Here is a 22,782-nt window from a genome sequence, read left to right as displayed (position 1 = left end):
TTTCCATTGTGCCCATTTGATTCCGCCTTTTTTGCGGCCCTGGGGCGGCGCCTTCCCTTCATCCCTTGTGCCCACACCCGCCCACGCGGCAAATCAAACCCTCCCTTTCATAAGCGGCCGCCTTTCCACAAATCCCTCCTTTTCCGAGATTTTCGAAAAACCGTTGACAATTGGGTATTCTTTATCTATAGTTATATACGTAAGTATATAACTAGATATGCAAATGAGCCGAACTGTCAAAAGGCGGTGAGAAACTTTGGACCATCCGTTTGAAAGCAATCAGCCCATCTACCAGCAAATCCGGAGGATCATTGAAGACCAGATTTTAACCGGGCAGCTTGCGGAAGGGGATCAGGCCCCTTCGACCAACCAGCTTGTCCAATTTTACAAGATCAACCATTTGACCGTATCCAAGGGGGTGAACCGGCTGGTGGAGGAAGGCATCCTTTTCAAAAAGCGGGGAATCGGGATGTTCGTCGCCCAAGGCGCGCGGGAAAAAGTGATCAGGAGGCGGAAGAAGGAATTCCTGGATAATTACATTTATGGATTGGTAAGGGAAGCGGAATTGCTGGGAATTTCCGAAAAAGAAATTATGGCATTCATCAAGCAGGTGAAAGGACGGGGGAAAAATGACGATGCGCGTGGAATTTAACGGCGTTTCTTTGAGATACAACACCTTTGAGGCGTTAAAACAGATCACGCTGCGGCTGGAAGGGGAAAAAATTTACGGCCTTCTCGGAAGAAACGGCGCCGGGAAAACCTCACTCCTTACTTTGCTCGCCGCCTACCGGGAGCCGACGGAAGGGACGATCACGGTAAACGGGCAAATCCATTTTGAAAACGAAAAAATCATGCCCGACATCGCCTTTCTCTATGAAAGGGACTATAAGGAAGAATCGGAAACGGTGAAGGAAGTCCTCGAGATGGCGGAAAGATACCGGCCCGCCTACGACCGGGAATATGCGGAATACCTGGTCAGGCGCTTCAAGCTTCCGTTGGAAAAACCGGTGAAAAAATTGTCCAAAGGGATGCAATCGGCCATGAATGTGACCTTAGGCCTGGCAAGCCGGACGGCGATTACGATTTTTGACGAGGTCTACCTGGGAATGGACGCCCCGACAAGGGAGATCTTTTACCGGGAGCTGTTGGAAGATCAAACCCGGCACCCCCGGATGTTCATCTTGTCCACCCATCTCGTTTCGGAGATGGACCACTTGTTTGATGAAGTGATCATTCTCGATAAAGGAAAGGTGGTCGTGCAGGAAGCATACGACCGGCTGGTTTCGCGGGGGGTGACGGTGACCGGCGACGAAAGGATCGTCGATCCCTTCGTCGAGGGCAAGAAAATATTGAATGAACAGCGGCTGGGAAAGACGAAATCCGTCACGCTGTACGGCGCCTTTACCAAGGAAGAGATGGCAAGGGCAAGAAGCGAAGGGCTGGATGTCGGCCCCGTTTCCCTTCAAGACTTATTCATTTTTCTGACAGGGGAGGAAGATTAACTTGAAACAGAGATCCGTATCCGCCAAGATCGCCATCGACATGTTTGCCGTCCAAACGGGATGGGCCCTTTGGTATTTGGGAATCGTGACCATGATTCAAATCGTCCGGTTGATTTTTTCCGCAAAAAACGGCAGCCGCATCGAAGACTTTTTCCTTTCCACCGGCCAGTCCGCCAACATTTTCATGTTCGTCCTTGGAATCCTGGCCGTCTACGCCTTCATGCCGGCCTTCATCCGGAACGGGGTGACGCGGAAGGAATTTTTCAAAGGGGGAATCGCGGCGGCCGCCGGTCTTGCCCTGGCGCTCCCCCTTATCGCGGGGGTTATGGCGCTGGCGGAAAGATTCCTTGTCCGGCTGGCGAACCTCCCGGTTTCGTACCACAGCGCCGATATGATCGATTCCGGGGGCGATTCGCCTTCCAGTTGGGTGGGAACCATCATCCGGATGATCATCGTTCCCGTCTTTGACATTCCCCTCGCCGATCTGCAGGAAAACGGGCTCTTGGCCATCGCTTTGCACGCCCTGAATCTGGCCTTTTTCTACCTCAGCGGATGGCTGATCGGGGCGGGATTCTATCGTTACGGCGGGCCGGCCGGTTTGGGCTTTATCGTCCTCGCGCTCTTTTTCTTCCATCTGCGGGCATTTCTCTGGAAGAAGGAAGCGGCGGAATCCCTTAAACAATGGCTGCCTGTTGACACCTTTTCCATCCCCTTGCCGGGGTTCATCTTCGCCAGCCTGGCGCTGATCTTCATCATGGCCTGGCTGATCCGGCTCCTTACCCGCCGGGTTGCCGTCAAACTGTAACGAACCGTCTTGCATCGCATCCGCAAAGGGGGACGGAAAATGGAAAGAAACATTCGTTTATCGGAAAAAATGTTCATGGCCTGCCTCAACGCCATGCTGCTGTTCCTGCTCCTGCATGACTGGGTCCCCCTCGGCCCCTTCAACGATCCGGCATCCGTCCGCAGGGAAAACACGACGGGAGAGCAGCTCCTCGTTACCGTCGTCAACGGCTTATCCGTCGGCTTCCTTCTCCTGCTCGCCGGTCTTTTTGCCGGGAAAAAATATCCCCTTTGGCTCAGATCCTGGTTCGTCATCCATTCGGGCCTGATCTTGGCCGGAGCGGCAGAGGCCTGGCGGTTGCCGTATCTTTTCGGCGCCGATGAAAAAAGGTTGCAGCGTAATCAGGCGATGTCCGGCGGCACCCACAGTTTTTTACCGGAATTAAACGGCATCACGGCCGACATCCTCCACGCCGCCTTCCACTCGCTCCTTTTGTTCAGCCTGCTCCTGGCCGTCTATCTTTTTGTCACGAAAATAAACGAAAAACCGGGCTTTTTGCCCGGTTTTTTCTTCCCGAAGGATGCGGATCGCCGGCAGCCTTCCCCGCCGTTCCGGTCGAAAGCCGGCGGCATTTCGCACCGTTTCCCCGGGGGGCCGGGAGGCCGCCCGGCCGTTTTCAACAAGCGTCCTCCCATGCACGCCAGGGAGGCATCTTCATCCGGAACCGGCGGCCCGGTTCGGCCGCCCATCCATAAGACGACGGGGACTTCTTCATAAAAGTTTTCCATTTTCCGTGAAAAAAGCCATCCTTAAAGGATGACTTTTTTATTTTTTCAATTGTTCTTTTGCCGTGTTGGCCAATTGGGCGAAGGCTTCGGCGTCCGTCACCGCCAAATCGGCAAGCATCTTGCGGTTGACCTCGACGCCCGCCAACTTGAGTCCGTGCATCAGGCGGCTGTAGGAAAGGCCGTTTTGTCTCGCGGCCGCATTGATCCGGGTGATCCACAGCCGGCGGAAATCCCGTTTCCGCTGGCGACGGTCGCGATAAGCGTACATTAAGGATTTCATCACTTGCTGATTCGCGACTCTATATAAACGATGTTTGGAACCGTAATAACCTTTTGCCAATTTCAGCACTTTTTTACGGCGTCTGCGCGTAACCGTACCGCCTTTTACTCGTGCCATGTCATTTCCCTCCTAAATATTTTCTGCTCTTTCTTTTGCGGTTAAATCATATGGCGAATCCGTTTCAGGTCTCCGGCAGAAACGAGCGTATCTTTGCGGAGTTTGCGTTTTTGCTTCTTCGTCTTGCTGGAAAAATTATGGCTGGTATAGGCATGAAAACGGACCAATTTCCCCGTTCCCGTTTTCTTGAACCGTTTGGCAGAGCCGCGGTGGGTTTTCATTTTCGGCATAAAAATTCCTCCTCGAATTACTTATCGTTTTTCGGTGCTAAAACCAAAAACATGTTCCGGCCGTCCATCCGGGCGGAGGTTTCCACCTGGGCCAGATCCGAGCAGGCTTCGGCAAAGCGGTCCAGGACCCGCTGCCCGATTTCTTTATGGGTAATGGCGCGGCCTTTGAAGCGGATCGTCGCTTTCACTTTATCGCCCTTCGTTAAAAATTTCCGGGCATTGCGCAGCTTCGTATTGAAATCATGTTCCTCGATCGTCGGGCTCAACCGGATTTCCTTCACGTTGATGACCTTTTGGTTTTTCCGGGCTTCCCTTTCCTTCTTCTGCTGTTCAAAACGGTACTTCCCGTAATCCATGATGCGCGCGACGGGAGGCTTTGCATTCGGAGCGACAAGAACCAGGTCGAGATTTTTCCTGCCGGCAATCTCGAGCGCTTCCGCCCTCGATTTAATGCCTAATTGCTCTCCGTTCACATCAATTAGACGGACTTCACGAGCGCGAATGCTCTCGTTCACTAAAAGATCTTTGCTAATATTTATACACCTCCGGGAAAAATTTGAATACATCGCTGGCGAAGAGAGCACAACTTGTTCCTTGCCTCACCTTATGTTTTTCCCATAAAAAAAGTGCAGGCACGAACACCCACACACTCGATCCCTAATCATCCAACGTCATGCGAACCTGTTAACAGCTGAAACGCGTCATCCAGGTGAGAAGCGGGTGCCTCTTCTTTTTCCATACACGTATTCAATTACTAATATTAAATCATACAAGTACGCGGAATGTCAAATTCCGGCTGCCGGATAAGGTCAACACGGAATACTATAACAAAACACGGAAAAAAGTGCAAGTCTGCCGGCCGGATTGTATGTGTCAAAATTTTCTCGGGATGGTTATCAGATCAATAATTCAAGCGCCCTCATTTTGTACACCACAACTAATGTTTTTGCCAGTTCCTGTAAATCAATTCCGGAAGTATCAGTAATGTTGGCCATTATGGATGACCTTCCGCAATCTTCCTACGGCACTTGAATTGGACGTGTATACCGCGATCGATCCGTGCCGCACCCAGACTCATGGCCGGGTTCTCTCATGCAATGTTGCGCTCATCTTTACGATTTCCCGGGCTTCCCGCTGTTTTCGGACGCTCCTTTGTTGTTGAAATCAATGGCGAGAAATTCATACATCTCTTTTTTTGATTTTAATGTACTACTCTATGGAGGTATTCTCCAGTTTACTAGAATTGTATGTTAAAGCCGATGATAAAATCCCCAATATAGCCGGAATAAAATTCCCCACTTACAATAGAACCATAGTGTCAATGAGAGGAGCTAGGTTTTAGATTACGAGAGGGGAATTTTTTATGATCAAAGAGATGTATGAAAGGGGAATGAGTATTTCCGATATTGCGAGGGAGTTGGGGATTGATCGGAAAACCGTTCGAAAATATATTCACTCCCCCAATCCCCCTTCCAAATCTAAGCGAAAACAAAGAAAAAGCAAGTTAGATCCATTTAAAGAGTATCTTCAAAAACGAATGTTAGAGGATGGGGTGTTCAATAGCGAAAAGTTATTTTTCGAAATTCGACAACAGGGCTATACAGGAGGAAAGACGATTTTAAAGGACTATATAAAACCTTTCCGAGAGACGGCGAAAAAGAAATACACCGTTCGTTATGAAACGCTTCCTGGTGAACAAATGCAAGTCGATTGGAAAGAAGTCGGGGAGGTGATAATCGAAGGGAGAAAAGTCAAGTTATCGCTATTTGTGGCCACATTAGGCTATTCGCGGATGAAATACGCGGTATTTACGACCAGCCAGGACCAGGAACACTTAATGGAATGCCTGATTCAGAGTTTCCAATACTTCGGCGGAGTTCCGAAGAAGGTGTTATTTGATAATATGAAGACCGTTACAGACGGCCGGGAACAAGGAGTGGTGAAATGGAATCAACGATTTTCTGAATTTGCGAGTTACTACGGATTTATTCCAAAAGTGTGCCGGCCTTACCGGGCCCAGACAAAGGGAAAAGTCGAACGAGCCATTCAGTATATCATGGATCACTTCTATGTGGGGACAGCGTTTGAAAGCATCGAGGAATTAAATTTCCTTCTCCATCGTTGGCTCGATCAAGTGGCGAATCGGAAGCCAAACGCCACTACCGGCATTCCTCCGCAAGAGCGTTGGGCAGAGGAACAGCTGAAACCTCTCCCGTTGAACGATTACGATACGAGCTATCTTTCCTATCGGAAAGTGCATTGGGATGGCAGTTTCTCATACAAAGGGGAACAATGGCTCTTATCGGCGGAGTATGCGGGCAAAGAAATTCTGGTGAAGGAGCGATTAAATGGGGATATTCGATTGTATTATCGAGGGGAGGAGATTTCTTACTTGAACCAACAGAAAAAAGTGATTTCATTCGCCGAAAAAATCAAAAAGAAACAGACGGAAATGGCCGTCACCATTTCGCCTGTTTCGGTGGAAGTGGATACTCGTCCATTGTCCGTTTATGACACATTCCTGCGAGGGGAAAGCTCATGAAAGAACAAATACACGAGTATTGCCACCGTCTTCATTTGCCTGTCATGGCGGAGCGATGGTCCGCCATGGCAGAATACGCAGCTACTCATAATATACCATATTCGGAGTTTTTATTCCGCTTATTAGAGGCGGAAATCATCGAAAAACAGGAACGATCGATCCAAACGCTCATCAAACTGTCCAAACTGCCATATCGCAAGACGATCGATACGTTTGATTTTAACGCACTGCCTTCCGTGGATGAGCGTCGGATTCGAGAGCTGCTTACCTTATCGTTTATTGATCGAAAGGAGAATATCCTTTTTCTCGGTCCGCCGGGGATTGGAAAGACACATCTGGCGATTTCGATTGGAATGGAGGCGATCGCAAGAGGGTATAAAACGTATTTTATTACCGCCCATGATTTGGTCACTCAGTTAAGAAAAGCCGACCAGGAAGGAAAGCTGGAAAAAAAGCTTCGCATGTTTGTGAAGCCAACCGTTCTCATTATTGATGAAATGGGGTACTTAAAACTGGACCCAAACAGCGCCCATTACTTATTTCAGGTCATCGCCCGTCGGTATGAACATGCCCCGATTATCCTCACCTCCAACAAAAGCTTTGGGGAATGGGGAGAAGTTGTGGGAGACTCGGTATTGGCGACCGCGATGTTAGATCGATTACTGCATCATTCCATCATTTTCAACCTAAAGGGGGAAAGCTATCGATTACGGGAAAAGAGGATCCAACAAGAAAAACAGAAGGATCAATAAGGTCCTTCTGGGGAATTTTAAACCGGCGATTTTGGGGAAAAAATAATCGGCCTTGACATTGTAGTGCTATCTTACTATCATTTCAACAAATATCCCATTAGAGTAAATCTTCTCATGTCATTCATGACTGCTTCTCTATATCAACAAAACCACGCCTTGTCATCTCAGATTTATATATAGCAACAAATGCAACCAAATTATTTACATTAACAATATGAAAATGGAATTATGAATGATATATATATTTATATACTATTCCAAAGGGTGATGATTTTTGGCTATTTCGATTAGTTATGGTATTCAAAAAGGTGGTGTGGTTAAGTCAACAAGTGGCGGCATTACATCCTTTTAATTAGCAAGAATGGGATATAAAGTACTTGCTGTTGATTAGATTCACAAGGGAACCCAACCCAATTTTTAAGTGGTGTAGAAGATCCTGGTGATGACTATTACGATCGAACAGTATTAGAGGCAATGCTAGATGAAGATGCTACGGAATACATAGCTAAACTTACAGAAAATCTGCACTTATTGCCTTCTAATGATTTCACTGCCCGTATGCCCAGCGTATTATTTCAACGATTTCGTGAAGACGCTCCGTTAGCACCAATTAATTGTTTGAAGCCAGTAAAAGAAAACTATGATTTTATTATTTCGGATTTACCGCCTGCCTTATCGGATCAAACGATTAACGGTTTAGTCGCCTCCGATTTTGTTGTTGTCATGTTTGAGACTTCAAAGTTTTGCTACAATCCAAAAGCTCTTTCTTCTACAGCTGAGCAAAAGTTACTAGGGTAAGGTGTAGATGGCATGAAGTTCCTAGTTTCTCAATATTCGAAAATAAAGAAAGTAGTTCATTCGCAACCTTGGAGTGCGCCCTTTCTGGGGGCATTGTTTCTAGATTCGTTCGGATCGGGGTTAACCATGCCATTTTTAGTTCTTTTTTTTCTAAAGACGAGTGGTCTTTCGTTGGAGCAAGTAGGTCAAATGCTATCGATTAGTGCATTGGCTGGATTACTGGCCATACCTGTCTGCGGTGTGATCGTGGATCGATTAGGTGCAAAGCCTGCTGCTCTTGCAAGTTTTTGGTTACGAGGAATCGGAACTCTTGGATATTTGATATTCCATAATATTTGGGGATTGACAATCGCAGCGACCATTGTTGTCTGGGGACAGCGGGCATGGCCAGTTGTGAACCAAACGATCATCTCACAACTTGTCCCCAGCGAGAATAGAACGATGTGGTTTGGAAGTTCTCGAAGTTTACGGAATTTGGGGAATTCTTTAGGAATGCTCATAGGTACAGGTATCGTAGCAATATTTAATACACCATTGGCTTATGGGACGTTAATATTCATAGATGCAATCAGTTTTCTTATTGCAGCCGTGTTGATTGCAAAAATTCCGTTGCGCAGCCAACCAATTATAAAAAAAGAGCCGATTTCCAAAAAGGTTTGGGCTATTCGTTTTTCATACGACTCAAACTTAATGCGTTTTTTGGTCGCAGTTGCTCCGATGACCTTTATGTACGTTGTTTTAGTTTTCGCAATGCCTGCTTTTATAAAGGAAATAAGTCCAGACCTTAGCTGGATTTCTGGTTTGTTATTTACAGTAAATAGCCTTTCCGTTATTGTCCTTCAGGTTCCGCTGTTGTTTTTTACACATCGCTTGAACGATTTGNAAAAAATAATCGTCGGTTCGGTTGTTTTAGGCTTATCTTATATCATTTTCTTAGGAAGTACATTTTTAGCATCTGCACACTTGAACTTTTTTGTTCCACTTCTTTTCGTCGGAATNCTTCTCTTTAGTTGTGGAGAACAACTTTTTTATCCAGCGTCTGCAACAATTGTGGGGGAAATTGGTCCGGCTGAGAAAAGAGGGAAAAGCATTTCGAGTTATCAGCTCCTCTATGGAATCAGTAACGCGATCGGTCCCTTCATTGTAGGATATTTATTAACAAGAAATATTTCCTTCTGTTGGTTGTTTTTTGTGGTGCTTGCTTTTGTTGGCGTATTCCTACAGTGTATGTTATTACCCAATATAATTGAACAATCGCGTTCTCGTGAATCAACAACATTATAGGTATAAAAAATGCTAAAAATAACGAGACGTAAAGCGCGATAAGTGCATTTAAATATTCAAATCCTTGCGAAATTAATGAATTTGATGATTTTGATATCACCCCTTATTATAAACATAAGATGTGAAAATTTTTAAAAAAAGGAGTAGCATAAGGGGAGTAAAATCTTAGTATCGTATGATAGCTGGTGTCCAATCTGTATGAGAGTTAAAGAAAATATTCATAAGCTAGATTGGTTTAACCTTATTGAACTAAAGAGTATTAGAGAGGTATTTTTGAGCTAATGGCCTTTCCCGCTCGCTCCTTGTTTTCCGGGCCCGCGAAAAATTTGTCCTTTCCCGAAGACCGTTTTTTGCCGCGGTCCCTGAAATGACCGCCCGTTCTTCCAAAATGGCCCTGTTTTGCGCAGGCGGACACGGGGAAAGGTTTTTCCCCCACGTAACAACATTTCCCGGACGGTGCCGCTCGCCCCATTTGGGGAAAGAAAACCAACGCTGCGGAGCGGGAATTGGTCTCTGCGCGGACGCCGTCCGCGGCGGCATGACAATCCACGGGGCCAAACCGGTCCTCCGCGGTTCGTGGCCCGGGACTTCGCAAGCGGAACCGCCTTCCCCCTTCTTCCCCCTTTTTCTCCCAAAGCAGTCCTCCAGGCAATCCGGCGAAAAATACCCGCAAACGTCCGGAGGGTATCCCTTCTCGGAACGGATTTCCCCGTCCGGGAAAAGCTCGGATCGTTGAATAGAAGGACGTTGCCGTGAAGCAAAATAAGAATAAAAAACCGCCAGGAGTCCGTGCGGGGATATAAAGATTGCAAACAATACCATATACGGGTATACTGTATATAGAGAGGCTGTTCCAAAGAGACGAGGTGATCCCAATGACCGAATATGAAGACGGCAAGCGGAAGGCCAAGATGGTTCCGCGGACCGGGGAAGAGATCGAAAACATCGTCAAGCGCCTGAAGCGCATCGAAGGACAGGTGCGCGGGGTGCAGAAGATGGTCGAGGACAACCGGTACTGCATTGATATCCTGGTGCAAATTTCCGCGATTCAGGCCGCGTTAAACAAAGTCGGGCTGAACTTGCTGGAGCGCCATGCCAACCATTGCGTCGCCAAGGCGATCCGCGAGGGAAACGGGGAAGAATCCATCCGGGAATTGATGGATGTCGTGAAGCATTTCGCAAAGTAAAGGGGTGAACATCGATGGGCGGACAAAGAACCGTGACGCTGAAGGTAACGGGCATGACCTGCGCCGCTTGTTCCAATCGGATCGAGAAAGCGTTGAACAAAATGGACGGGGTAGAGGCGAATGTCAATCTGGCCATGGAAAAAGCGACGGTGAAATACGATCCGTCAAAGCAAAGTGTGGCCGATATCCAAGCGAAAATCGAGCATTTGGGGTACGGCGTGGCATCGGAAAAGGTGCTGCTGGACATTGAAGGGATGACCTGCGCGGCTTGTGCCGCCCGGATCGAAAAGGGCCTGAAACGCATGGAAGGCGTGACGGGCGCCGCCGTGAACTTGGCGACGAACAGCGCGGTGGTCGAATACAAGGAAGGCGTTGTATCCACCGAGGACATTTTAGAAAAAATCAAAAAGCTGGGATACAAGGGCCGGGTCCGGGACGAAAAACAAGATCCCGCAGGCCGGCGGGAAGAGCCGCTGAAACGAAAACGGCGGCAGCTCGCCATTTCCAGCCTCTTATCGCTGCCCCTGCTGTATACGATGATCGCCCATATGCCTTTCCATACGGGCTTGCCGATGCCGCGCCTTTTGATGAACCCCTGGTTCCAGCTTCTTTTGGCGACGCCCGTTCAGTTCTACGTCGGCGGTCCCTTCTACACGGGGGCATACCGGGCATTGCGGAACAAAAGCGCCAACATGGATGTGCTCGTCGCCCTCGGCACGTCGGCGGCTTACTTTTACAGCCTGTACGAAGCTTTCAAAACACTAGGAAATCCCGAATATATGCCGAGGTTGTATTTTGAAACGAGCGCCATCCTGATCACCCTGGTCCTTCTCGGAAAATACTTTGAAACCCTGGCGAAAGGCCGGACAACGGAAGCGATCTCGAAACTGATGAGCCTGCAAGCTAAAGAAGCAACCGTCATCCGAAACGGGGAAGAAATGAAAGTTCCCCTTGAGGAAGTGGCGATCGGAGACATCATTCTCGTCAAGCCGGGGGAAAAGATCCCGGTGGACGGCACCGTCATCGCCGGGGTTTCCTCCGTCGACGAATCGATGATCACCGGCGAATCCATTCCTGTTGATAAGAAGGAAGGGGATGCCGTCATCGGGGCGACCATCAACCAAAACGGGATGCTCACCATCCGGGCGGAAAAAATCGGGAAAGATACGGCCCTTGCCAACATCATTAAAATCGTCGAGGAGGCGCAAGGATCGAAAGCCCCGATCCAGCGCATGGCCGATGTCATCTCGGGCATTTTCGTGCCCATTGTCGTCGGCATCGCCGCCATCGCGTTCATCATCTGGTACTTCTTTGCTGCGCCGGGCGACTTGCCGAAGGCCCTTGAAGTGGCCATCGCGGTGCTCGTCATCGCCTGCCCTTGCGCCCTCGGCCTCGCCACCCCGACATCCGTCATGGTCGGTACCGGCAAAGGCGCGGAAAAGGGAATCCTCTTTAAAGGAGGTGAGTATCTGGAGGGAACGCATAAGATCGACGCCGTATTGCTGGATAAAACAGGAACGGTGACGAAAGGACAGCCGGAAGTGACCGATGTGCTGAAATTCCGGGAAGACATGCTCGATTATGCCGTTTCCGCCGAGAGCGCCTCGGAGCATCCGTTGGCCCGTGCGATCGTGGAATTCGGCAATAAACAGGGGGTTGCCGCAAAACCGTTGGAACATTTCACCGCCATCGCCGGGCACGGAATCGAAGCGGCCATCGACGGCAAAACCGTCCTGGTCGGAACGCGGAAGCTGATGCAGGAACATTCGGTAGCGATCGGCAGGCATGAACAGGAAATGGCCGGCCTTGAAAATCAGGGAAAGACGGCCATGCTTGTCGCCGTTGACGGGGAGCTTGCCGGGATCATCGCCGTCGCGGATACGGTAAAAGAAAGTTCGAAAGAAGCGATCCGGACATTAAAACAAACGGGCATCGACGTGTACATGGCCACGGGAGACAACAAACGGACAGCGGAAGCGATCGCGAGGCAGGTGCACATCGATCATGTCTTTGCGGAGGTGCTTCCGGAAGACAAGGCGAAAATCGTTGCGGAGCTCCAGAAACAAGGGAAACGCGTGGCGATGGTCGGGGACGGAATCAATGACGCGCCGGCGCTGGCGCAGGCGGATATCGGCATGGCCATCGGCACCGGCGCCGATGTCGCCATCGAAACGGCCGACGTCACCTTGGTCGGCGGGGATTTATCCCATATCCCGAAGGCGATCGAGCTGAGCCGCAAGACGATGAAAAATATCCGGCAAAACCTGTTTTGGGCCCTGTTTTACAACAGCATCGGCATCCCCGTTGCCGCCGCCGGATTGCTGGAACCCTGGATTGCCGGCGCGGCCATGGCTTTCAGTTCCGTATCGGTTGTGACCAACGCGCTTCGTTTGAAACGCGTGAAACTATAAACCAAATTCATCCAAGGAGGAATGGAAAATGGCAATTACTTTACAAGTCCAAGGAATGACTTGCGGACACTGCAAAATGGCGGTGACAAACGCCCTGAAAAACTTGGAAGGGGTAAGGAATGTCGAAGTGCATTTGCAAGAAGGCACCGTGGATGTTGACTATGATGAAACTAAGGTAAGTGTTGAAAAGCTCAAAGAAGCGATCGAAGAGCAAGGTTATGACGTGGTGTGACCACTCTCCCTGCCGGATTTTCCCCGGCGGGGACGGTGTTGCCGGACCGGACCAAACGGATGGGAGGCTTGCCTCCATTTTCCGGGGTCCGCATCATCCCCGGCCTGCATGGCGCAAGCGGTTCCCCCTTCCGTGCCGGCTTTCAGGCGCCGGCCGGGAAATGGCGGTCGGGCGACCGGAATTTCCCCGCACGATGCCTTCCGTCCATCCAAAAGGTATAATAAAGGCGAATCTTTTTCATAAACGTTCAGGAGGACATGATATGATACGCGGAAAAAAACTTTTCCCGATCGCATTATTAAGCGCGATTTTCATCGCCGGCTGCTCGAACGCCCAGCAGGAACCGGGAAACCATGAACAAACGGCCTCCGGCGATATCCGGGAAGAAACGGAAAGCGCCGAGGTCCTGCCGAATTTTTTGGCCGACAAACCGGAAGAAATAAAAGAAATCTACCTCAATGCGGCGAGAAACCGGGAATTGCTGGAACATATTCCCTGTTATTGCGGCTGCGGCGAATCGGCCGGACATCAAAACAGTTATGACTGCTTCGTTGCGGAAAATAAAAAAGACGGCGCGGTCGTTTGGGACGAACATGGCACGAAATGCGGCGTCTGCCTGGAAATTGCGGCCACATCCATTCAAGACTATCAGTCCGGAAAATCCATCAAAGAGATCCGGAAGAAAATTGACGAAACCTATAAAGAGGGCTACGCCGAACCGACCCCTACCCCCAATCTGTAAGCCGAGGGGGCGGGAGCCGGCCGCGCCGGCTCATCCGGGGTGCTCCTCAATCCTGGCGGAGTACCCTTTCTTTTTTCCTTTGCGAACTATGGATGAAAAGCTCACGCGCAAGGGGCGTGGAAGATGAATCAGAAATGGAATCGGTTGATTTATAAATGCTGGGCGCCTTTTTATGATTTATTTTTTAATCAAGGCGTTTTTTATTCGGCCCGGAAACGGGTATTTCGAGATTTTCCCTTTCGGGAGGGCGAGGATGTCCTGTTTGTCGGCGTCGGAACGGGCGCCGATTTGGCCTTTTGTCCGACGGAAAAAATAAACGCCGTAGCCATTGACGATTCGAAAGAAATGCTGGCAAGGGCAAAAAGGAAATATCGGCGTGAAAATATAAAATTCATTCGAATGGATGCCCAATCTCTCTCTTTCCCCAACCGTTCATTTGATGCGGTCGTGGCCAGCCTGATCATAACCGTTGTCCCTTCTCCCGAAAGAGCGCTGGCAGAAATCGTCCGTGTGACGAAGAAAGACGGACGTATTTTGATCTTCGATAAATTTGCGCCGAAGGATCGCGGGCTGTCCTTCGGAAAAAAAATAATCCGTCCCGTCATCAAATGGTTCGGCACGGACATCGGGGTTTCATTCGAAAAGGTTTACCAAACGGTCAAACAGGAATGCGACATCGTGGAAGACACCGATATCATGATGAAAGGCATGTATCGGAAAATCATATTGAAAAAGAGATGACAAAATCGCTCCAATCCGGGTTTCAGCCCATACAGGGGGGATCGGGTTGAATCAAAAAAACGGGAAGGAACGGAAACGAAAGGGTTCCGTTTGGGAAGTTTGGAAAACGGCCGCCCGGCTGGGACTGACCTCCTTTGGGGGTCCTATTGCCCATTTAGGGTATTTTCGCGAAGAATATGTGAACAGGCGAAAATGGATCGATGAAAAAACCTATGCGGATCTGGTGGCGCTTTGCCAATTTTTGCCCGGACCGGCAAGCAGCCAGGTCGGCATGGCGATCGGGTTTATCCGGGCCGGTTTTTGGGGCGCGATTGCCGCCTGGGCCGGCTTTACTCTTCCCTCCGCCGTTGCACTCGCCGCGTTCGCTTCCTTGTTCAAAGAATTCTCCTTCCGCGGGACGGGCTGGATCCATGGCTTGCTGGTCGCGGCGGTCGCCGTGGTGGCCCATGCGGTGTGGGGCATGGCCAAAAATTTTGCGACCGGCCGCTCCCGCGCCACGATTGCCATCACGGCAGCCATCCTGGCGCTGACGATTCCGGGGGTCTTGAGCCAGGCGGGGATCATCCTGGGGGCCGGAATCGCAGGATGGTTTCTGTTCCGAAAGGCGCCGGATGCGAAACCAGCTCCGGTTTCCCCATCGTTCCATAAACGGGCAGCCGCTGTCTTGCTCATTTTATTTTTCCTTTTGTTCGGGCTGCTTCCTGCGGTCCGACATTACACCGGCTCCCATTGGATCGCACTCTTTGACAGCTTCTATCGGGCGGGCGCCTTGGTATTCGGCGGAGGACATGTGGTGCTTCCCTTATTGCAGGCGGAAGTGGTTCCGACGGGTTGGCTCACCGCCGATCAGTTTTTGGCCGGATACGGAGCGGCCCAGGCGGTGCCCGGGCCCTTGTTTACCTTCGCGTCGTTCATCGGGATGGCCAGTTTCGGCTGGCAGGGAGCCGTTACGGCGACGATCGCGATCTTTCTTCCTTCTTTTTTGTTGATCATCGGAATCCTGCCCTTCTGGAATCGGCTGCGCCAGCATCCCCGCTTTCAGGCGGCGCTCAACGGCATCCATGCGGCTGTCGTGGGAATTTTGCTGGCGGCACTCTATGATCCCGTATGGACGAAGGCGATAAACAGCCCGGCCGATTTTTGCCTCGCCCTGGCCGCCTTTGGCCTGCTGGCGGTCTGGAAGCGCCCGCCTTGGATCGTGGTCGGATTTTCCGCCGCCGGAGGGGCCTTTCTCTCCCTTGTTTCGTAAAATCCGCCGGCAAAGCCGGGATCCTTTTCAAGGGACCCGGCTTTTTTCTTTTTCGCTCCATTCCCGGCATCATTGGGTCCCATGGCGCCGGGTCCTGTCCGTACCTTGATGGACTCGGATGGCCCTTTTTCCCGCAAGAACCGCGTTTGGCGCCGCCCGCATGCAAAAGCCGAAAACATTCATGAAAAAGCAGTGGCTTTCATTTTGCCACTGCTTTTTCCTGTACCCGACAGCCGCCCTTTTCGGAAACTATTTCTTCGCCTCTTTTGCAATATGCTCGACGAAGTCGGCCAGGGGAACGGATTCCGATTTTTGTTCTCCGTATTTCCGCACGTTGACCGTTCCTTCTTGCACTTCCTTGTCCCCGACTACAAGCATGTACGGGATTTTTTGGATTTGCGCCTCCCGGATTTTGTAGCCGATTTTTTCGTCGCGCCAGTCGATTTCCACCCGAACCCCCTTTTCCCGCAGTTTTTCCTGGACGGATTTCGCATAATCCAGGTGGGCATCCGGCGAGACGGGGATGATCTGGACTTGGACGGGAGCGAGCCAGACCGGGAAAGCTCCCTTGTATTCCTCAATCAGGTAGGCGACAAACCGTTCCATCGTGGAAACGACCCCGCGGTGAATGACGACCGGGCGGTGGGGCTTACCGTCCTCCCCGATATAGGTCAAATCGAACTTTTCCGGAAGCAGGAAATCCAATTGCACGGTGGACAAGGTCTCTTCCTTGCCCAGCGCCGTTTTGACTTGAACGTCCAATTTCGGGCCGTAGAAAGCCGCTTCCCCTTCCGCTTCGAAATATTCCAGCCCCAGGTCGTCCATCGCTTCCTTCAGCATGCCCTGGGCCTTTTCCCACATCTCATCGTCGTCATAATATTTTTCCTTGTCCGCTGGATCCCGGTAAGAGAGGCGGAAGGAATATTCTTTAATTTGAAAGTCTTCATAGACGTCGAGGATCAACCGGACGACCCGTTTAAATTCGTCCTTGATCTGATCCGGGCGGACGAAAATATGGGCGTCATTCAGGGTCATGCCCCGGACCCGCTGCAGCCCGGAGAGGGCGCCGCTCATTTCATAGCGGTGCATCAGGCCGAGTTCCGCGATCCGGATCGGCAGCTCCCGGTAGCTGTGGATGCCGTTCTTGTAAATCATCATATGATGGGGGCAGTTCATCGGGCGCAGGACCAGTTCTTCATTGTCCATCTTCATGACCGGGAACATATTCTCCTGGTAATGATCCCAGTGCCCGCTCGTCTTGTACAATTCGACGCTTCCCAATACGGGGGTGTACACATGCCGGTAGCCGAGGCTGAGTTCCTTGTCGACGATGTATCTTTCGATGGTCCGCCGGATTGTCGCCCCCTTCGGCAGCCAGAGGGGCAACCCTTGGCCGATCAATTGGGAATGGGCAAACAATTGCAGTTCCTTTCCCAGCCTGCGGTGATCCCGCTCCTTCGCCTCTTCCAGCATCCGCAAATGCTCTTCCAAATCCTTTTTGCTGAAAAAGGCCGTCCCGTAAATCCGCTGCAACATCTTGTTGCTGCTGTCCCCCCGCCAATAGGCGCCGGAGATGTTCAACAGCTTAAAGGCCTTGATCTTCCCCGTCGACGGCAGGTGAACCCCGCGGCATAAATCGAAAAATTCCCCTTGTTCGTAAATGGAGATCGTTTCCCCTTCCGGTATGTCATCGATTAATTCCAGCTTATATTCGTCCCCGATCTCCCGGTACAAGCGAACCGCCTCTTCCCGGCTGACCTCTTTCCGCACGATTTCCAAGTCTTCTTGAATGATCTTTTTCATCTCTTCTTCGATGGCGGGAAGATCCTCGGGGCTCAATGAGCGGTCCAGATCGATGTCGTAGTAAAAGCCGCCTTCAATGACGGGACCGACGCCGAGCTTTACGTTTTTATACAGCCGCTTGATCGCCTGCGCCATCACGTGGGCCGTACTGTGGCGCAGGATTTCCAAGCTTTCCTCGTCCTTTTCCGTCAAAATCCGGATCGTTCCGCTTTCGTTCAGCGGCCATCGCAAATCGACCAGGCGGTCATTCAGTTTGCCGGCGATGGCCCTTTTCTTCAAACCTGGGCTGATCGATTCGGCAATCTCTTCCGTTGTTACGCCCTTCGCGAACTCCTTCACCGAACCGTCCGGAAAGGTTAATTGAATCCTTTCTGCCATATTTCATCCTCCTCCTTGTGCGCAAAGATTTCCGCCTCCGCTGGCAGGAAGGCCGGAAGATCAACAAAAAAACCCGTCCCAAAAGGGACGGGCCATTACCCGTGGTTCCACCCTGATTCTCATTTTGCCCGCATCAGGCAAAATGACTCGATTCCGATAACGGTTTTTCCGTCAGTTATTACTGGGAATCGTTCCGTTCATAACTGAAGTTCGAAGGCGGTGAGCATTTCATCCGTGTTGGAAAGCTTCCAGCCAAGGCTTTCCTCTCTGGGAACCGTGATCAAATGCCCGTGTCCTTCTCATCACCTGTTCCGTATGCGATTTTCCCGGATCGTCCTCGTTATGTACGTATTATAGAAGGTTTTTTCGGAAAAATCAACTTTTTACGTGGAATCCTTTCCTTTAAGCAAAAAAAACGCCGATAAAGGGTAGACCGTCAATTTTTCCTCGAAAATGGATTTGATGGTTTGCACGATGCCCTGTTCCGGATCCGCAGTGAACAGAAGGATTCGTTCCGGGGCGATGGACAACAAGGGGGCGAGGATCATGGAATCGACGTAGACCGGAAAATTCACCAGCAGCTTCCGGTCCAGAAGCTTTTGCAGATCGCTTCTTTTCAATTCCCTTCCTTCCCCGTCAAACAATCGGAACCCTTCGTCATGGGACAGATAGATTTTTTCCATTTTCGGAGTGCGCCCGTTCAAATATTCCCGCAGGCATTGAATAAAGGATTGATACTCCTGCTCCAGCTTGTATTCATCGATGGCCGTTTCGATGAGCAGGTCCAGCTTTTTAAAATAGTCTTTGAGCCGGAACGCGGCCAATGCCTTTAAGGAGAGGGGCTGCCGGTTCGCGAGCCATTCGTCCAGCGTCTCCTCGATCAATTTCTCTTCTTCCGAAAGCGCCACCTTCACCGGGACGTCCTTCCGTTTTCCCTTCAGGATCATTTCCGCCATTTCGATGATCTGCCTTCGTTCCAACGGGTCAAGGAAGAAAAAATCCCTCGCCAGCACCCTTGTCCAATAGGCGATGCGGTTTTTTTCCAGAATGATTTTTTTGACCTGCCCCTTCAAAAACTCGATGCCCTCCCGCTCCCGGCCTTCTTTTACGGCAACGGAGACGTTCAGCCGCTCCGATATCACCTGTTGGTAAAAATGCCCGTGATTTTTCAACTGTTCGAGCAAATAACGGACTTCTTCCGCGTCTTGCAGGCATAATGTGATCAATGCCAAATCCCCCCTGTGAGGAACTTCTGATTCATGTATATGGAGGATTTGGCATTTTTAGAAGCGCTTTGGCTTCCCCGAAAACAAACTCCCGCTCGTTCCGCCCGCTGCGGAAGGGCCGAACGAAAACGGGAGTCATTCGGAATGCAATCTTTTGTTCGCGCCGTCGATCATGACCGGCTCCGCCAAAAATTGGATCCGTTCGATGATGCGGGCGGCCTTCACCTGCTCTTCCTCGCCCTTTTGGGAGTAGGTGAAATGAAGTTTCAATTCCCGCAGATCAAAATTGGAGGAAAAAAACGTCGGCAGTTTTTCCTGCATGCGGTGCTGGAGAATCGGTCCCAAGATTTCGTCCCTTACCCAGCTGGACATCGTTTCCGCCCCGATATCGTCGAACATCAGGACGGGCGCGCGCTTGAGCTTATCCACCTTTTCGCCGGTCGTATGTTCCGACAAGGACTGTTTCATCTCCCGGATCAATTCCGGCACATAGACGAGGACGGAAGGGATTTTTTTCTGCTTCAATCCGTTGGCGATCGCCGCCAAAATGTAAGTTTTCCCCGTGCCGAAGGCCCCGTACAAATACAGGCCTTTGATGAATGTTTTGCCGTCGTAGCGGTTGATGAAATCCTTCGCCTTTTTTACGGCCTTGAACCGGTTTTCCGTGTCGATGATCATGTCGCTCATCGCCGCCTTCAACACTTCATCGGGCATGTGGATGCATTCGATGATGCCTTCCATCCTCCGCCGTTCCTCCTCCATCTTTTTCGTCCGGCACGGCAGGTAGCGGAGGTCGATGGCGTTGGCGGTAAACACCAGTTCCGGCTCGTATCCGGGGATGAGGTTCTTGCAGCCTTCGAGGGAAGGGCAGCCTTTGCAGCCCTTGACTTGCTGGGTATATTCATACAATTTTCCCAGGCTCCGTTCGACCATCCCGTCGCTAATATGCGCCTTGTTTTCCTCCAGAAAGGAACGGATATCGGGATGCTGCAGGATCTCTTCCTTTAACTCCCGCAAACTTTTTTCCAGGGGCGGCAAGTTTCCGGCAATGTTTCGCAGCGTTTCGTCGATCCTTTTCAAAAGGGCACCTCCCAAAACGGCCTACAGATTTCTTAATTCTTCCTCCAATTTCCGCTTCTCCTCTTCGAAATTGGCGATCGTGTCCTTTTCATCCTGCAGGATTTCCCAGTTTTCAAACCATTCCGGCAGCGGTTCTTTCCTCACCGGTTTCCATTGTTCCCCGTTTTTCGTTTTTTTCTTCTGCTGCCAGTCCAAATATTGCTTGTGCTCTTTTTTGGCGATGTCCAGCGCCTCCCGGACGGTCTTAATCTTCTTGCGGGACCAGTGGGCCGCGATTTTTTCCACATAGGTCCTGGACAGCTTCATATCCGTTTTCAGCAGGCAAAATTGGATGAGGACATTCACCACGCCCGGCGGAAGCTTGTAGCGGATCATCAGGTCTTCAATCAGTTTTAAATCCGGCTCCGCCACCGTCGCCCCTTCCGTCAAATCTTCCAGCAGTTCCCGGGGGCTGACCGTTTCCAAATAGCGGATCAACCGTTCCTCCTGGGTTTTCGGTTCTTCGATCCCGGAGCGCCATACGGCGGGTTGCGTGCGCTCCACGAGATCCGGAAGCTCGCCGCCGTATTTGAGGAAATACCAATCCCGCGCCTGTTTTCGCAATTCTTCGATGTCGATCCGGTTCTCCTCATCGAGGGCAACCAACACGAGGTTTTTCATTTCCAGCGGATCCACCCCGTAGAGGAAAGCCAATTTCAGGATGGCTTCCTTCACTTCCTCCGTGAAGGCGTCGGCGGGGATCAAGGCGTTGGTCAATCCTTCCATCAGCAGCTCATAATCAAATTCCTCGGGACGGATGCGGAGAGGACCGGCGGAAGGATTGGCAAAAAGTTTTTCCCCCTTCTCCTCTTTCGGGGGGTAGGGAGGATGGGCAAAGGAAGATTGAAAGACTTCCTGGAAGGCTTTCGTGATATTCTTGTAGCTTTCCTTGGACAGGGCTTTGTCGCTGAAGAAGGATTTTAACCGGGCAAAATATTCTTTCCCGACTTTCCGGTACAAATAGACGTTCAGCACGCCGTCGGAAAAAAACTGCTCCGGCGAGAGGGGCGGCTTCAAGGAATAAATAAACATGCGGGGCCCGTCGGTTTCCTTCACATAGGTTTCGAGCAAACCGATGGCCTCCAGCTTCAGCCGTGCCCGGTAAATCTCCGCCAGATCGGCGTCCAGCACATTCATCAAAAAATAATGGGTGCAAGGCTCGGAATGGAGCTTCTGATCGGCGATTTGATGCTTCATCGTCATGTACAGGCTGACGGAAAAGGGCCCGATCAGGGGCTGATACAGGAGGGCCATCACCTTCGCGTCCCCTTCATTGAACAAGCCGTCCGCCTCCACCAGATACCGGTCGGCCGGCACAACTTCTTTCCAGTGCATGTCCATCACCAACGTTCGGTCATTTCCGTTCCTTTTTCAGCATTTCCTTCAGTTCTTCCATGAAAACATTGATGTCTTTAAATTGGCGGTAAACGGAGGCAAATCGGACGTAAGCCACTTCGTCGATATCGACCAGTTTGTCCATCACCATTTCCCCGATGGTCTCGCTGGTGACTTCCGGCAAACCCAAATTCCTCAGTTCCCGTTCGATGTCAAGGGTCATGTCTTCCAGCTGCTTGATCGGGACCGGCCGTTTTTCGCAGGCCTTCAGGATGCCGCGAAGAAGCTTTTCCCGGCTGAATTCCTGCCGCGAGCCGTCCTTTTTCACGACGATGAGCGGGATTTCTTCCACCTTTTCAAAGGTGGTAAACCGGTATCCGCATTCTTCGCATTCCCTTCTCCTGCGGATCGACCTTCCTTCATCGACGGGCCGGGAATCGATAACCCTTGTTCCGTTATAATGACAGGCAGGACATTTCATTGCAAAAACCCCCAAAGTGAACGATTGCCTTACCCCTTTTTCGGACCGATATACGGAAGCTTTTGATCGAGCCGGCGAAACAGCTGCAGGACGACCCTCTTTAAAGCGGGATAAATTCCCGTCAAGGAAAATTTTTCGGAAGAAACCATGAAATCGACCGCCGTTTCAAAGGGCCTGACCTGGACCACGGTCGCGACAATAAACGGTTTCGGCCGCAGGGTCATGTTGACCGCGATTTCTCCCCGCTCCTTGGAAGCGGTAACCACCTTAAAATTTTCATCCTTTTCAAACATTTCCAGGACCGCATCGTAAACCTTGTCGAAGGACGCTTTATAATAATGGCTCTTCAAATCCGGATCAAAATGGTCATCGCTTGTTTCGCACTCTTTTTGAAACCGCTGAAACAAGGACTTTCTTTTCCCCATGGCAAAACCTTTCCTTTCCGGTAAAATATCCTCAGCGAAAAACCTCTATTATTTTTATTTTACTATATCATCGGCGATGATGTATAAAAGTTTGTGTAAAGCATTTTGCTAGACCAAAAGAAAAAAGGTAGGGTATTCTCTGATTTGGACCACAACACATTCCAGAGAAAGGAGAACCCTACCTATGTCTAAAAGTATACCGAATGTCGACTGGGCAAATCAACTGGAAAGTGTCATTCGTCAGTTTGTAAAGGAAAAATTAGAACTGATCATGCGGGAAGAAATCAAGAATTTCCTCGAAATAGAACAGGCCGGAACATCAAATATGAGAAACGGCTACTATCAACGAAATCTAGATACGCAATATGGCCGGATT

The 22,782-nt window shown here is 50.5% G+C and carries 23 protein-coding genes, 1 pseudogene and 2 other annotated features; of the genes and pseudogenes, 15 read left to right on the top strand and 9 right to left on the bottom strand.

The window, feature by feature from the left end:
• Positions 1–256 precede the first annotated feature (256 nt).
• The 4 genes from A3EQ_RS0103015 to A3EQ_RS20515 are packed head-to-tail and all read left to right on the top strand — an operon-like array spanning position 257 to position 3,063.
• On the top strand, positions 257–652 hold the full coding sequence (locus A3EQ_RS0103015; protein ID WP_020153708.1) for a GntR family transcriptional regulator: 396 nt from the start codon (positions 257–259) through the stop codon (positions 650–652).
• Complete coding sequence (locus A3EQ_RS0103010) at positions 630–1,502, top strand: ATP-binding cassette domain-containing protein (RefSeq protein WP_020153707.1); 873 nt, start codon at positions 630–632, stop codon at positions 1,500–1,502. The genes A3EQ_RS0103015 and A3EQ_RS0103010 overlap by 23 nt, the downstream gene beginning before the upstream one ends.
• Position 1,503: 1 nt before the next feature.
• Positions 1,504–2,307 carry a hypothetical protein gene (locus tag A3EQ_RS0103005; protein WP_020153706.1) on the top strand — a complete coding sequence of 268 codons (804 nt, stop codon included), beginning with the start codon at positions 1,504–1,506 and terminating at the stop codon, positions 2,305–2,307.
• A 39-nt stretch (positions 2,308–2,346) separates the two neighbouring features.
• Positions 2,347–3,063, top strand: coding sequence for a hypothetical protein (locus A3EQ_RS20515; protein WP_020153705.1), 717 nt, complete (start codon positions 2,347–2,349; stop codon positions 3,061–3,063).
• A gap of 48 nt (positions 3,064–3,111) precedes the next feature.
• Here A3EQ_RS20515 and rplT read toward each other — a convergent pair whose 3' ends face one another.
• The 3 genes from rplT to infC are packed head-to-tail and all read right to left on the bottom strand — an operon-like array spanning position 3,112 to position 4,267.
• Complete coding sequence (gene rplT / locus A3EQ_RS0102995; protein ID WP_026499699.1) at positions 3,112–3,471, bottom strand: 50S ribosomal protein L20; 360 nt, start codon at positions 3,469–3,471, stop codon at positions 3,112–3,114.
• Between the two features lie 41 nt (positions 3,472–3,512).
• Positions 3,513–3,701 carry a 50S ribosomal protein L35 gene (gene rpmI / locus A3EQ_RS0102990; protein WP_020153703.1) on the bottom strand — a complete coding sequence of 63 codons (189 nt, stop codon included), beginning with the start codon at positions 3,699–3,701 and terminating at the stop codon, positions 3,513–3,515.
• A 17-nt stretch (positions 3,702–3,718) separates the two neighbouring features.
• Positions 3,719–4,267, bottom strand: a complete 549-nt coding sequence (infC, locus tag A3EQ_RS0102985; protein WP_051091392.1) for a translation initiation factor IF-3 — start codon at positions 4,265–4,267, stop codon at positions 3,719–3,721.
• 48 nt (positions 4,268–4,315) lie between these two features.
• Positions 4,316–4,439 (bottom strand) — a sequence feature (ribosomal protein L20 leader region).
• A gap of 625 nt (positions 4,440–5,064) precedes the next feature.
• On the opposite strand from infC, the gene istA reads away from it, so the two are divergent.
• The 10 genes and pseudogenes from istA (at position 5,065) to A3EQ_RS0102915 (ending at position 15,639) form a co-directional block, all read left to right on the top strand.
• Complete coding sequence (gene istA / locus A3EQ_RS0102975; protein WP_020153700.1) at positions 5,065–6,243, top strand: IS21 family transposase; 1,179 nt, start codon at positions 5,065–5,067, stop codon at positions 6,241–6,243.
• The gene (gene istB / locus A3EQ_RS0102970; protein ID WP_020153699.1) at positions 6,240–6,995 is read left to right on the top strand and encodes an IS21-like element IS5376 family helper ATPase IstB; all 756 of its coding nucleotides are present in this window, start codon (positions 6,240–6,242) and stop codon (positions 6,993–6,995) included. Before istA ends, istB begins: the two co-directional genes overlap by 4 nt.
• A gap of 399 nt (positions 6,996–7,394) precedes the next feature.
• Positions 7,395–7,793, top strand: a pseudogene (locus A3EQ_RS21620) (ParA family protein); the annotation flags it as partial.
• 12 nt (positions 7,794–7,805) lie between these two features.
• Positions 7,806–9,077 carry an MFS transporter gene (locus tag A3EQ_RS0102960; RefSeq protein ID WP_020153697.1) on the top strand — a complete coding sequence of 424 codons (1,272 nt, stop codon included), beginning with the start codon at positions 7,806–7,808 and terminating at the stop codon, positions 9,075–9,077.
• 875 nt (positions 9,078–9,952) lie between these two features.
• Positions 9,953–10,264, top strand: coding sequence for a metal-sensing transcriptional repressor (locus tag A3EQ_RS0102945; RefSeq protein WP_020153694.1), 312 nt, complete (start codon positions 9,953–9,955; stop codon positions 10,262–10,264).
• Between the two features lie 14 nt (positions 10,265–10,278).
• Positions 10,279–12,675 carry a heavy metal translocating P-type ATPase gene (locus A3EQ_RS0102940; protein ID WP_020153693.1) on the top strand — a complete coding sequence of 799 codons (2,397 nt, stop codon included), beginning with the start codon at positions 10,279–10,281 and terminating at the stop codon, positions 12,673–12,675.
• A gap of 28 nt (positions 12,676–12,703) precedes the next feature.
• Positions 12,704–12,907, top strand: coding sequence for a copper chaperone CopZ (gene copZ, locus A3EQ_RS0102935; protein ID WP_020153692.1), 204 nt, complete (start codon positions 12,704–12,706; stop codon positions 12,905–12,907).
• Between the two features lie 262 nt (positions 12,908–13,169).
• Positions 13,170–13,649, top strand: coding sequence for a PCYCGC motif-containing (lipo)protein (locus A3EQ_RS0102925; protein ID WP_020153690.1), 480 nt, complete (start codon positions 13,170–13,172; stop codon positions 13,647–13,649).
• Between the two features lie 123 nt (positions 13,650–13,772).
• Entirely contained in the window at positions 13,773–14,390 is a 618-nt protein-coding gene (locus A3EQ_RS0102920; RefSeq protein ID WP_020153689.1) for a class I SAM-dependent methyltransferase, read from the top strand.
• A gap of 46 nt (positions 14,391–14,436) precedes the next feature.
• Positions 14,437–15,639: a chromate transporter gene (locus A3EQ_RS0102915; protein WP_020153688.1), complete on the top strand. Its 1,203-nt coding sequence runs from the start codon at positions 14,437–14,439 to the stop codon at positions 15,637–15,639.
• Positions 15,640–15,888: 249 nt separating this feature from the next.
• Here A3EQ_RS0102915 and thrS read toward each other — a convergent pair whose 3' ends face one another.
• The 6 genes from thrS to A3EQ_RS0102880 all read right to left on the bottom strand — a co-directional run bounded on the left by thrS (position 15,889) and on the right by A3EQ_RS0102880 (position 22,406).
• The gene (gene thrS / locus A3EQ_RS0102910; protein WP_020153687.1) at positions 15,889–17,820 is read right to left on the bottom strand and encodes a threonine--tRNA ligase; all 1,932 of its coding nucleotides are present in this window, start codon (positions 17,818–17,820) and stop codon (positions 15,889–15,891) included.
• A gap of 80 nt (positions 17,821–17,900) precedes the next feature.
• Positions 17,901–18,132 (bottom strand) — a binding site (T-box leader).
• A gap of 71 nt (positions 18,133–18,203) precedes the next feature.
• Entirely contained in the window at positions 18,204–19,046 is an 843-nt protein-coding gene (locus A3EQ_RS20505; RefSeq protein WP_020153686.1) for a putative sporulation protein YtxC, read from the bottom strand.
• 135 nt (positions 19,047–19,181) lie between these two features.
• Positions 19,182–20,126: a primosomal protein DnaI gene (gene dnaI / locus A3EQ_RS0102895; RefSeq protein ID WP_020153685.1), complete on the bottom strand. Its 945-nt coding sequence runs from the start codon at positions 20,124–20,126 to the stop codon at positions 19,182–19,184.
• A 21-nt stretch (positions 20,127–20,147) separates the two neighbouring features.
• Entirely contained in the window at positions 20,148–21,500 is a 1,353-nt protein-coding gene (locus tag A3EQ_RS0102890; RefSeq protein ID WP_244874557.1) for a replication initiation and membrane attachment family protein, read from the bottom strand.
• Positions 21,501–21,519: 19 nt separating this feature from the next.
• Positions 21,520–21,981, bottom strand: a complete 462-nt coding sequence (nrdR, locus tag A3EQ_RS0102885) for a transcriptional regulator NrdR (RefSeq protein WP_020153683.1) — start codon at positions 21,979–21,981, stop codon at positions 21,520–21,522.
• 29 nt (positions 21,982–22,010) lie between these two features.
• Complete coding sequence (locus tag A3EQ_RS0102880) at positions 22,011–22,406, bottom strand: hypothetical protein (RefSeq protein ID WP_020153682.1); 396 nt, start codon at positions 22,404–22,406, stop codon at positions 22,011–22,013.
• Between the two features lie 184 nt (positions 22,407–22,590).
• Here A3EQ_RS0102880 and A3EQ_RS20500 point away from each other — a divergent pair.
• The coding region (locus A3EQ_RS20500) for a transposase (protein ID WP_020153681.1) at positions 22,591–22,782 on the top strand (192 nt) is incomplete at its 3' end.

Source organism: Caldibacillus debilis DSM 16016 (assembly GCF_000383875.1).
Taxonomy (GTDB): Bacteria; Bacillota; Bacilli; order Bacillales; family Caldibacillaceae; genus Caldibacillus; species Caldibacillus debilis.
The sequence above is the reverse complement of the archived record's forward strand: the minus strand, read 5'-3'. Positions and strand labels throughout refer to the sequence as shown.